At 61.0% G+C, this 10,766-nt stretch carries 11 protein-coding genes, 1 tRNA gene and 1 pseudogene; 4 read left to right on the forward strand and 9 right to left on the reverse strand.

Annotation, left to right across the window (positions count from 1 at the left end; genetic code table 11):
• The 6 genes and pseudogenes from rplT to ACJWXQ_RS07920 all read right to left on the reverse strand — a co-directional run.
• Positions 1-93: pseudogene (gene rplT / locus ACJWXQ_RS07895) on the reverse strand (50S ribosomal protein L20); the annotation flags it as partial.
• Between the two features lie 12 nt (positions 94-105).
• Positions 106-306, reverse strand: coding sequence for a 50S ribosomal protein L35 (gene rpmI / locus ACJWXQ_RS07900; protein WP_346052770.1), 201 nt, complete (start codon positions 304-306; stop codon positions 106-108).
• Between the two features lie 146 nt (positions 307-452).
• On the reverse strand, positions 453-968 hold the full coding sequence (gene infC, locus ACJWXQ_RS07905) for a translation initiation factor IF-3 (protein WP_346052768.1): 516 nt from the start codon (positions 966-968) through the stop codon (positions 453-455).
• A gap of 3 nt (positions 969-971) precedes the next feature.
• Positions 972-2,894: a threonine--tRNA ligase gene (gene thrS, locus ACJWXQ_RS07910; protein WP_346052755.1), complete on the reverse strand. Its 1,923-nt coding sequence runs from the start codon at positions 2,892-2,894 to the stop codon at positions 972-974.
• 97 nt (positions 2,895-2,991) lie between these two features.
• A tRNA-Val gene (locus ACJWXQ_RS07915) sits at positions 2,992-3,068 on the reverse strand.
• Between the two features lie 67 nt (positions 3,069-3,135).
• Positions 3,136-5,610, reverse strand: a complete 2,475-nt coding sequence (locus tag ACJWXQ_RS07920) for a TonB-dependent receptor (RefSeq protein ID WP_346052753.1) — start codon at positions 5,608-5,610, stop codon at positions 3,136-3,138.
• 171 nt (positions 5,611-5,781) lie between these two features.
• Here ACJWXQ_RS07920 and ACJWXQ_RS07925 point away from each other — a divergent pair, with 171 nt between their 5' ends.
• The 3 genes from ACJWXQ_RS07925 to ACJWXQ_RS07935 are packed head-to-tail and all read left to right on the forward strand — an operon-like array spanning position 5,782 to position 8,418.
• Positions 5,782-6,336, forward strand: coding sequence for a DinB family protein (locus ACJWXQ_RS07925; RefSeq protein ID WP_346052751.1), 555 nt, complete (start codon positions 5,782-5,784; stop codon positions 6,334-6,336).
• Between the two features lie 4 nt (positions 6,337-6,340).
• Positions 6,341-7,525: a 1-acyl-sn-glycerol-3-phosphate acyltransferase gene (locus ACJWXQ_RS07930; RefSeq protein WP_406672539.1), complete on the forward strand. Its 1,185-nt coding sequence runs from the start codon at positions 6,341-6,343 to the stop codon at positions 7,523-7,525.
• Positions 7,522-8,418 carry a GNAT family N-acetyltransferase gene (locus tag ACJWXQ_RS07935; RefSeq protein ID WP_406672540.1) on the forward strand — a complete coding sequence of 299 codons (897 nt, stop codon included), beginning with the start codon at positions 7,522-7,524 and terminating at the stop codon, positions 8,416-8,418. The genes ACJWXQ_RS07930 and ACJWXQ_RS07935 overlap by 4 nt, the downstream gene beginning before the upstream one ends.
• Before the next feature lie 15 nt (positions 8,419-8,433).
• On the opposite strand, the gene ACJWXQ_RS07940 is transcribed toward ACJWXQ_RS07935, so the two are convergent.
• Positions 8,434-8,733 (reverse strand): hypothetical protein, encoded by a 300-nt coding sequence (locus ACJWXQ_RS07940; RefSeq protein WP_346052745.1) that lies wholly within the window; start codon positions 8,731-8,733, stop codon positions 8,434-8,436.
• Positions 8,727-9,338 (reverse strand): RNA polymerase sigma factor, encoded by a 612-nt coding sequence (locus ACJWXQ_RS07945; protein ID WP_346052743.1) that lies wholly within the window; start codon positions 9,336-9,338, stop codon positions 8,727-8,729. The genes ACJWXQ_RS07940 and ACJWXQ_RS07945 overlap by 7 nt, the downstream gene beginning before the upstream one ends.
• A gap of 290 nt (positions 9,339-9,628) precedes the next feature.
• Between ACJWXQ_RS07945 and ACJWXQ_RS07950 the strand changes: the two genes are divergently transcribed.
• Positions 9,629-10,198, forward strand: coding sequence for a carboxymuconolactone decarboxylase family protein (locus tag ACJWXQ_RS07950; RefSeq protein ID WP_346052741.1), 570 nt, complete (start codon positions 9,629-9,631; stop codon positions 10,196-10,198).
• Positions 10,199-10,252: 54 nt separating this feature from the next.
• Here ACJWXQ_RS07950 and ACJWXQ_RS07955 read toward each other — a convergent pair.
• A partial coding sequence (locus tag ACJWXQ_RS07955; RefSeq protein WP_406672541.1) for an AraC family transcriptional regulator occupies positions 10,253-10,766 on the reverse strand: 514 nt, incomplete at its 5' end.

Consider the following 10,766-nt stretch of genomic DNA (forward strand, 5'->3'; position numbering starts at 1 on the left):
AGTCTTGCGGCGAGCGCCGTAATAACCCTTGGCCTCTTTGAGGACCTTGTTATGACGTGCGCGCGCGTTCACTCCGCGTTTTACTCGTGGCATCGTCAGGCCTCCTTAGAGTTTGCCGGGCAGCATGCGCTCGATCAGCTTCACATCGCTCGCATGGATATACGAGGCGCTGCGCAGCTGACGCTTCCGCTTGGTGCTCTTCTTGGTCAGGATGTGGCGGCGGTGGGACTGGTTCCGCTTGATCCGGCCACTGCCGGTCTTGCGGAAACGCTTGGCCGCGCCGCGATGGGTCTTCATCTTCGGCATGTTGCTCTCCATTGGCGTTTATTCCTGGCCCCCGGCCTTTCCGACTGCCGGGCGTTAGCCACCAGGGACGAAGGAGCGGACCATCCACTCCCCGCTTTTTGCTTATCCCGCCCTTCCCTGAGCGAGTTCTTTCACGGAACGGGCCCTTATTTCTTTTTGGGCCCGAGCACCATGATCATCTGACGGCCTTCCAGCTTGGGGAACTGCTCCACTGAAGCCAGCTCCTTGAGGTCTTCCTCAACGCGCTTGAGCAGATCGCGACCGATGTCCTGATGGAGCATCTCGCGCCCGCGAAAGCGCAGGGTCACCTTCACCTTGTTGCCGTCTTCAAGAAAGCGCGTCGCATTCCGGAGCTTGATCTGATAGTCATTGCTATCCGTGTTGGGCCGGAACTTCACTTCCTTGACCTGCATCTGCTTGGTCTTCTTCTGCCCGGCCTGCTTCTTCTTCTGTTCGAAGACAAACTTGCCGTAGTCCATGATCCGGCAAACCGGAGGCTCGGCGTTGGGCGAGACTTCGACCAGGTCCATGCCGGCCTCTACGGCCGCTTCCAGACCCTGCTCGACAGGGACAATGCCCAACTGCTCCCCTTCCTGATCAATCAGCCGGATTTTCGGGGCCCGAATGTCTTTGTTGCGGCGGACCTTGTTCTTGGCAGCGATATTTCAATCCTCCAAACGACGACCGAGCCGTGCGACATCCCCCGCCAGCTTCTCGGCGAAGTCTGCCCGGCTCATGCTGCCGAGATCTTCGCCGCTGCGGGTGCGCACGGCTATTTGGTCAGATTCCATCTCACGATCCCCGACTACCAGCAGCCAGGGCACTCTTTGGATGGTGTGTTCGCGAATTTTAAAGCCGATCTTCTCGTTTCTCAAGTCCGATTCGACGCGAAAACCCTGATTTTGCAGGCTTTCGGCCACTTCACGGGCATAATCGGCCTGCCGATCGGTGATATTGAGCACCACCGCCTGGGTGGGAGCCAGCCAGGTGGGCAGGTCTCCGGCGTTTTCCTCGATCAGAATACCGATGAACCGCTCGATGGAGCCGAGAATGGCTCGGTGGAGCATGACCGGGGTCTTTTTCTCGCCATCTTCCGCCACATATTGCGCACCGAGACGCTCCGGCATGGAGAAATCCAGCTGCATGGTGCCCAGCTGCCAGACCCGGCCCAGGGAATCGCGCAGGGAGAACTCGATCTTGGGCCCGTAGAAGGCGCCCTCCCCCGGCTGCAGGTCCCAGTCCAGGCCCTTCTGGTTGAGGGCGTCTTCCAGCGCCTTCTCGGAGCGATCCCAGACGTCATCCGAGCCCACCCGCTTTTCCGGCCGCGTGGACAGCTTCACCAGTACATCGGTGAAGCCGAAATCGTGATAGACCTCGTAAAGCAGATCAATGAAGTCCGAGACCTCCGGCAGCATCTGCTCCTCGGTACAGAAGATGTGAGCATCGTCCTGGACGAAATTGCGCACACGCATCAGACCGTGGAGCGTCCCGGAGGGCTCGTTGCGGTGGCAGGAACCGAATTCGGCCATCCGCAGTGGCAGATCCCGGTAACTGCGCAGACCGTGGTTGTAGATCTGCACATGGGCCGGGCAGTTCATGGGCTTGATGGCGAATTCCCGGTCCTCGGAGCCGGTGACGAACATGTCATCCCGGAACTTCTCCCAGTGCCCGGACTTTTCCCACAGGCTGCGGTCGATGATCTCGGGGGTGTGAACTTCGGAATAGCCGGCCCGGCGCAGCTTGCGGCGCATGTAATCCTGAATCTCGGTATAGATGCGCCAGCCATTGTCGTGCCAGAACACCATGCCCGGGGCCTCTTCCTGGGTATGGAAGAGATCCAGGCGCTTGCCGAAGCGGCGGTGATCGCGCTTCTTGGCTTCCTCGAGACGCTTGAGGTACTGCTTCAGGCCCTTCTTGTCACCCCAGGCGGTGCCATAGACCCGTTGCAGCATTTCATTGGCGGCATCACCCCGCCAGTAGGCCCCGGCCAGCTTGGTCAGCTTGAAGGCCTTGCAGAAACGGGTATTGGGCACATGGGGCCCGCGACACATGTCGATGTATTCCTGGTGGTAGTAGAGGGCCATTTCCTTCACCTCGGGCATGTCCTCCACCAGGGTCACCTTGTAGTCTTCACCCCGCTCACGGAAGATCCGCAGCACCTCGTCCCGGGGGGTGACCTTCTTGATGACATCGTACTCCTGGGCGATCAGCTCCTTCATCCGGGCTTCGATCTTTTCCAGATCCTCCGGCGTAAAGCCGGCATCGTGGCGGATGTCGTAATAGAAGCCGTCCTCGATCACCGGGCCGATGGCCATCCGGGCCTCGGGGTACAGCTGCTTGACCGCCTGCCCCAGCATGTGGGCGCAGGAGTGCCGAATGATCTCCAGGCCTTCCTCGTCACGCGGGGTAATGATCTGAAGATTGGCATCGTCGTGGATGAGATCGCAGGCATCTTTCAGCTCGCCGTCGACCTTGCCGGCCAGAGTGGCCTTGGCCAGGCCGGGGCCTATATCGGCGGCCACGTCCATGATGGACACGGGCTGATCGAATTCGCGCTGGGAACCATCGGGAAGGGTAATGACTGGCATGCTTGTCGATCCTTTTCTCAGTGGTGACCTTTACGAGGGGCCACTTGGAAAAAAGAAAAGCATCGTGGCGGGCGCCGACGATGCTTTCCCGAAAACCTGGTAGTCGCGAGTGGACTCGAACCACCGACCCCCACCATGTCAAGGTGGTGCTCTAACCAGCTGAGCTACGCGACTAGCGTTGGAAGCGGGGGATATTTTACAGGCTTTCGCCCGGCTGTCAAAAGGATTTCCCCCGTCTCTCTCAGAATGAATGCGCCAGGCGGGCATAGACAAAACGCCCGTTCAGCCCGACCGGATTGATCGGATCAAAGGCGAAATTGCCGAAGAAATTATTGGCATTCTCCGACTCGTCCGGATAGGTGTCGAAGAGATTCTCGGCACCGAAATCGAAACGGGTCGTCTCGCTGAGCGCATAGCCTACCGACGCATCAAACACGGTCTCGCTGCTGAAACGCTGACTGGCAAAGGCGAACACCCGCTCCACCGCGCTGTTGTAGCGGGCCCGCCCGCTGAATTCCCAGGCACCGAGTTGCCAGCGACCGCCGGCGATCAGGCGCCGCTCCGGCGTGGCCGTGGTCAGGGTATTGCGTTCCGCCACGCCCACCAGTTCGAAATCGGGATTGATCTCGGTCATCTCGCTGACCGCTTCCCCGGTTCGGCGAATGCGGTTTTCGATATAACTGAAGGCCAGATCCATGGACAGGCTGCCCAGGCCCACTTCCGGCTCCCATTCCGCCATCAACTCAAGGCCCTGGGTTTTTGTATCCGCCGCATTGGTAAAGAATGACACGGCCTGAACACCCTCGCCGCCGGGCAAATCACCGATTCGCTCTTCCAGGGTGACATCCCCGTCGGGGCTGTCCTGCAGGCTTTCACTGAGGGTGATCCGGTCATCGATATCGATCCGGAAAAGATCCGCAGTCAATTCCAGGCTCTCGCTCAAACGAGCGGTGAAACCCAGACTGATATTGCGGGCGGTTTCTTCCTCCAGTTCACTCACACCCAAGGCCTCGCCCACAGCGCTGTCGCTTCTCACCAGGCGGGAAGCGACCCGCTCACCTTCGGGGCCAAAGGTGTTGTCACTGCGCGACCAGGCACTCTGGCTGAGCGTCGGTGCCCGGAAACTGTTGGACAGGGAGCCACGGAAGGACAGATTGGGACCGGGGCGGTAGACGGCGGCAAACTTGCCGGTGAATGTGCCGCCGAAATCACTGTAATCCTCATAGCGAGCGGCGACCGTGGTCCGCAAACGCTCGCTGAAATCCGTGGACAGTTCCAGGTAGCCGCTGGCCACGTCCCGGCTGACGTCGGCGGCATCCTCGGGCGTCAAGCCCTTGGCCCCCTGGGAACCAATATCCGGAAAGCCCACCTGATCGGCCAGTTCAGACTCAAACTCGTGGTCACCCGCCAGCCATGAGGCGGGCTCACCCGCGCGGCTCTTGAACGCCTCATGCCGCCAACTGGCGCCGGCCGACAGGCGAGATGGCATTGCAAACACGGGCAGATTCCGCGAGGCATCGAAGGCCAGTTCCCTCTGATCCAGCCGGAATCGACCCGAATCAAAGCGGGTCGGGCTGTCCGGGCCCAGTGAAGGGTTGAGGGAATTCTTGACGCCGAACTGGAAATCATTCCTGCCCAGACTGAGGGCCAGGTCGGTCTCCCATGCACCGGCAACGCCCCGAATACCCGTGCTCAGCCCGAAATCCCGATTTTTCCCAAGGGTGACCGGCAGGAAACCGTCGGGAAATATCTCGCGCACATTCTGGTTGGAGTCAGGATGCCGAAAGACAGCAGCCCCTTCCGTCTCGATATCCGCGAAGGTTGCCGAGGCATGGTACTCTCCCACCGCGGTATCGACACCGGTATTGACCCACAGCTTCACCTCATCGCTTTCGGGGTCCCCGACACGATGGGTCTGGGTTCCCTGAAAGGCCAGATTATCGTCGGTCTGGGGCAGGAAAGGGGAAATCTGATCCAACCCCGCCCGATTGGTGGCGTCGCGGCTTCGCACTTCCAGGCCATAGCGAAGAAAGCCCGTCTCTCCCAAGGCATGACCGAGATTCACATGGGCACTGATGGTCTCGCCATCCCGCTCCCGTGTGCTGGCCGGCGAGACACGGGTATCGTGAACACCATAGCTGACGCCGACCTCACCGCCTTCATGGCTGTCATCCAGAACAATGTTGATCACGCCGCCGATGGCATCGGAACCGTACTGGGCGCTGGCCCCGTCTCTCAGAACCTCAATCCGCTTGACCGCGGACAGGGGGATGGAATTGAAATCAAAGGCATTGGTGCCACGACCGATCTTGGTGTTGTCATTGACCACGGCCGAAGGGTGCCGGCGTCTTCCGTTGACCAGAACCAGGGCCTGATCAGGGCTCAGCCCCCGCAGACTGGCGGACCGGATGTGATCTGAGGTCACCGAATTGGACTGGCGCGGGAACAGGAAGGACGAATTCAGATTGGCCAGGGCCTCGCCCAGTTCATTGCCAAGGGAAGAGTAACGCCGAAGCTCTTCGCCGCCATAGATATCCACCGGCACCGACGATTCCATCGGTGAACGAAGGCCTGCCCGCTCACCCAGTGTCACCACATCATCGAGCTTCAGAGGCTGATCGCCCTCCCCACCTGCCTCGGCGAACACCATTGAGTGGCTCAATGACGCCAACAGCACCCCCACACCCAGAAAACTGCCCCTTACTTGTCTCGTCATGCTTTGCTCCTGTGGAATTTACCTCAATTTGGACCGTCGGAGTGACGAGCAGAGCTTCGCTCTTGTTACAACTCCCGTGCGTTCCGCAGAATCGAGTAACAAGGCAGCTAATGGGGCGTCTCCTGGGTGGTCAAGGCAGAACCATCAGCAACCTGACGGGAGGAAAAGAGCATGCGGGATGAGGCCCTAACGGCAGCCATCGAGGAGCACCGGGATTACCTGGATCAGTTGAGTTTTCTGGTCAGAGAGCTCGACCCGGAAGCCTATCGGCTCGTGGACGGCCCCCATGGTCGCTATTGCATCGGCAAGCATCTGCGCCACATTCTCGACCACTGCTGGGCAGTGCTTCACGCCAGCGGCAGCCGAATCGACTATGAGCAGCGTGATCGCAATTCCCTGGTTGAATCCTCTCCCCATGCGGCGCTGGAGAGCCTGGCCGCCCTGCGGGAAGGCTTCGACGCCTGGGTGGCAGACCGTTCAGGCGGCGAGACGGTCAGTGTCCAGTGGCAGGACACGAGCGGAGAAGTCATCACGGCCCGTTCCAGTCTGATTCGGGAAGTCTTGTTCCTGTCCAGTCATGCGGTTCACCACATGGCGGTGATTGCCATGATCGTGCGTCAGCGCGGCCTGGAATTGCCTCCGGAATTCGGCCTGGCAACCTCCACCCGCCGTTACTGGGCAGCCCAGACAGACGACGAAGCGCGGAAGCAAGCTACCCCGGCCTAAGACCATGAATAACCGCGAAAACCGACTCACGCTGTTTCCGCTCCGGCCTGAACGGCCGTCCAACGGCCCGGAGCAGTCGGCGACCGCGCTGACCACCCTCATGGATCGGCTCAGACACTGCCACACGTCCCACTCCCTTCGAAATACCCTGGGAAAACAGCTTGCCCTCGGCCTGCCGCCCTTTCTGTTAACCGCGACACAGGAAGGCATACTGCCCTTTCGCTGGCACTGGGACGGTGAATGGCTGTGGGAGCAACTTGGGCAGCAGGAATCACCCGCGCCGGCCCACGGGATGGCCCTGAGCACGACCTGGACGCCGGTGCCTGCTCCTGGCCAGGGCGCGGCGCCCCCCGGCGACATCCCCGAAAAATGCTTTGACGTGGAGGCCCTGTTCCGTGACAAGGCCCCGGCGCTGCACGGCAAATTGCCCCGACTGCTCTGGCCCCTGCTGGCAAGACTGCTGTGCCAGAGCACCATCAACGAGGGGCTGAGCGAACTGGCGGCACTGCCCTGCCGACATTTTCCCGAGACGGTGCTGACTCGGCTCGGCGTCAGCGCCCGGCTGCCGGTTCACCCCTTGCCTGCCGCCGAGACCCGGCCGATTTTCGTCTGCAACCACCCCCAGGGCGGGTTGGACGGCCTGATCATGCTGGCCTGGTTGCTGCGCTGGTATCCGCATGTGAAGGTGCCGGTCAACAATGTCCTGATGGGCTTTCGCCACCTGCAACCCTTTCTGGCACCACTGAATCGTTACGCCTCGGAGCGTGATATGTCCCGCGTCCTGCATGAAAGTTTCGCCGACGATGCGGCGATGCTCGTCTTCCCGGCCGGCCGTACATCCAGAAAACAGGGTGGCCAGCTCCGCGACGGGCCGTGGGGCAAGATGGTGGTGCGCATGGCCCGGCAGCACGGTCGCTCCATCGTGCCGGTATTCCTGGGCACTCGGAATTCCAGGCGTTTCAATGCGGTTTCGGCCCTGCGTCGAGGCCTGGGGCTGGGTATGAACCTGGAAATGCTGCTGCTCCCCAGGGAGATGCTGTATCGAGCACCCCGGAACAACGACTTCTTTGTCGGTGCGCCGCTGCAAGCGGACCGGCTGACCACCCTCGGCGACGACGACCGGGCTCGGGCGGCGGCATTGAGAACCCTCTGCTATCAGATGGCTTCGGACATGGGCGGTGCCTTATGAGTGAACTCCTAGCCCCGATCACGCCCAGCGAATTACAGCGCGAGCTTGACGGCCTCGAGCCCATCGGCCGCGTGGGCAATCTCGAGATCCACATCATTGACGGCGATGCCTTTCCGGCCACTCTGATGGAGATTGGCCGCATCCGGGAAAGCGTGTTCCGGGAGGTCGGTGCCGGGCGCGGTGTCGACTGTGACCTGGACGAACTGGACCGCGGCCCACTGGCCTATCGCCAGCTCCTGGTATGGGACCCGGAGCACCTTGAGCTGGTCGCCATGTATCGCTATCAACTGGCTGCGCGCAGCCAGACGCACGGTGACCAACTCCTACGGACATCGAGACTGTTCGACTACTCCCCGACCTTTCGGCGGGACTATCTGCCCTGGAGCATCGAACTCGGCCGCTCCGTGGTCAATCCCGACGCCCGGCGCCGCCGGCAAGGCTTTTTCGCACTCTGGAGCGGCCTCGGTGCCGTGCTCAGGAGCCATCCGGAGATTCGCTACTACTTCGGTAACGTCTCACTCTATCGCAACATGCCGGAGGCCGCCCAGCAGGCCACCGTGGCTTTCCTGGAATCAAGCTACGCGGCCCCCGCTCCCCTGCTAACCGCCAAGGCGGGCTTGCGCTACCGGCCACAGGGGCCGGATGCCGAGGCTGCCGGCCGATCCGAACCACCCGACAACCCACGAGGAAGGATCAAGGCCCTCCGGGCGCTCCTGTCCCAACACGACGGGCAGATACCGCCGATTCTGCAGTCCTATATGGGCCTGGGTCTGGGTATCTACTTTGGTGAAACCGCCCTGGACAGGGACTTCGGTGATGCACTGGAAGTGGGAATCGTGGTGCCGATCAAATCCATCGGCTCTGACATTCTGGAACGATTCGTCAATAGCTAGGGATTGCTCCCGGTCTCAGTGATCTTTCTTGTTGTCAGCCTCATCCTGATCGCCTGAATCAGACTGATCCTTCTCAGAGGACTGCTGTGAAATCTGGCGGGAGATCTTCTCTGCCAGATCCTCGGTCCATTGTTCGTCCGCTTCGTCCGCGCTCTTGTCCTGAATCAGCCCCCCGAGGGTGTCGAAATTGCGCTCCAGGGAACTGCAGCAGCGACAAAAGACCACATGTGCCCGCAGACGCAGACGGGTCGTCCAGCGCAGCTCCTCATCCCGGGAGCGGGACAACAACTCACTGGCTTGACGACAATTCAACACTCGCCCGTCTCCCGGAATCCATCCACCATGCGAAACAGCACCGTCCTGGCGCGATGCAAGAGTACGCGAGCATTGGCCGGGCTCACGTCCAGGGCCTCGCAGATATCGTCGTAGCTGAAACCATTCATCTCACGCAGCACCAGGGCCTCTCGCTGCTGTTCGGGCAAGCGCTCCAGGTGAATCCGAAAGCAATTGCGCAGTTCCTCGGATTCCAGCAGGCCCTCGGGCATTGCACTGCCCCAGTCGGAGACCGGCGTCTTCCAGTAACCCCGCTGATCAAAGAGATCATCAAGCGACTCTTCCCTGATTGGCTCTCGCCGTCGCTTGTCCTGTCGATTGGTCTTGCGAAGATGGCTGCGAGCCCGGTTGGCAACAATGGAGATCAACCAGGTACCGAGGGCGGAACGCCCTTCGAAGCCCTTGATGTTGCGGACCACTGAAATCCAGCATTCCTGAACGATGTCATCCGCCGCATCCTCTCCCGCAATGGCCGAAGCCGTGCGTCGCATCCTGGGTGCGTAGGTCTTCACGGCCTTGCGAAAAGCTTCGGGATCCCCGGCGCGCAGTCCCTCCAGAAGATCCGGCTCCGACTGAGTCTCGCTCATGGACGGAATCCCCGACGGTCGAGTAAATGCAGGCTGTTTTGCATTGTGCTTTTCCCGATGGATGAGCCGAATTCCGGCACCGCCCTGCGATGGCCGGAATGTCCCATCGGGAAAGGATAACTCGATCAGGGCGGACAATGCGAACCTCCACTCTACACCGGCATGGCACCGTTCCCATTTTGACGCTTGGCGGGGCGTCACCGTTACAAGCCTCGCGCTTGTAACGGCGCAGGATCACTGTCGTCCCCTGTCCACCTGCGAGAATGACTCGCTGCCAACTGGAGAAGCACATGACCGCCGAATACCGAATTCAGCAAGATCCCGTCACACTGGACAATGCAGACGAGAAGGTAAAACCCCTGTTGCAGGACGCCAAAGACACGCTGGGTTTTGTGCCCAGCATGTATGCACACATGGCCAAGGCCCCCGGCGTACTGAGCAGCTATCTGCACGGTTACGAGTACTTTCGTGAGCTCTCCGGCTTCGAGCCCGCCGAGCAGGAAGTGATTCTCCTGACCATCAGCCGGGCCAACGGCTGCGCCTACTGCATGAGCGCCCACAGCATGATCGCCGAGCAGGTCTCCCAGGTTCCGGCCGACACCCTGGCCGCGCTGCGCAACGACGAAGCGATTCCCGATCCCAAACTGGCCGCCCTCAGCCGTTTCACCCGAGTCATGTTCGACAGCCGCGGCCGGCCGGACCCAAAGTCCGTGGAGGCATTTCTCAATGCCGGTTATCAGGAAAGCCACATCATGCAGATCGTCCTGGCCCTGGCGGTCAAGACCCTGAGTAACTACGCCAACCACCTGAATCATCCCGAACTGGACCAGGCTTTCGCCGGCCACAAATGGGAGGGCTGATACTCGGATTCCCCTGGTGGCAGGCCATCACTGTCACCAGGGCATGGCCCACTCCTACGAGCCCTGCCGCTTTCGCCACTGTCCGGGCCGCTCGCCAAAGGTCCTGAGAAACTGACGGCTAAAAGCCGCTGGCGAGCGATAGCCCACGGCCTCGGCGATGGCATCCAGCGACTCGCCAGAATCCCGAAGACGCTGGGCGGCCAACTGCATCCGCCAGTGGCTGACATAGTCCCCAGGCGTCGTGCTCATGATTTCACTGAAATGGCGGGCGAACGCCGAGCGGGACATGCCCGCACTCTCGGCCATCAGCTCCAGCGTCCAGGCCCTGGCAGGATCACCATGAAAGGCGTTCAGCGCCCGACTCAAGCGGCGGTCCCGCAGGGCCATGAGAAACCCTTTGGTCTCGGATCGCTGAGCAAGCAGCCGCAGGACCTGAATGAACAACAGCTCGGTCATGCGGCTGCTCACGGCCATGCTGCCCGGGGCCTCATTCAATGCTTCATGACAGAGCAGCCGAGTGGTGTGATCCAGCCATGGCTCGACCGCCCGCTCCTCCCGCGTCAGCAAG

Source organism: Natronospira sp. (genome assembly GCF_007134575.1).
Taxonomy (GTDB): domain Bacteria; phylum Pseudomonadota; class Gammaproteobacteria; order Natronospirales; family Natronospiraceae; genus Natronospira; species Natronospira elongata.

Excerpts from the sequence above, each read along its gene's own strand:
- rpmI (WP_346052770.1), bottom strand. The coding sequence starts at position 306 with ATGCCGAAGATGAAGACCCATCGCGGCGCGGCCAAGCGTTTCCGCAAG.
- thrS (WP_346052755.1), bottom strand. The coding sequence starts at position 2,894 with ATGCCAGTCATTACCCTTCCCGATGGTTCCCAGCGCGAATTCGATCAG.
- ACJWXQ_RS07920 (WP_346052753.1), bottom strand. The coding sequence starts at position 5,610 with ATGACGAGACAAGTAAGGGGCAGTTTTCTGGGTGTGGGGGTGCTGTTG.
- ACJWXQ_RS07925 (WP_346052751.1), top strand. The coding sequence starts at position 5,782 with ATGCGGGATGAGGCCCTAACGGCAGCCATCGAGGAGCACCGGGATTAC.
- ACJWXQ_RS07930 (WP_406672539.1), top strand. The coding sequence starts at position 6,341 with ATGAATAACCGCGAAAACCGACTCACGCTGTTTCCGCTCCGGCCTGAA.
- ACJWXQ_RS07935 (WP_406672540.1), top strand. The coding sequence starts at position 7,522 with ATGAGTGAACTCCTAGCCCCGATCACGCCCAGCGAATTACAGCGCGAG.
- ACJWXQ_RS07945 (WP_346052743.1), bottom strand. The coding sequence starts at position 9,338 with ATGAGCGAGACTCAGTCGGAGCCGGATCTTCTGGAGGGACTGCGCGCC.
- ACJWXQ_RS07950 (WP_346052741.1), top strand. The coding sequence starts at position 9,629 with ATGACCGCCGAATACCGAATTCAGCAAGATCCCGTCACACTGGACAAT.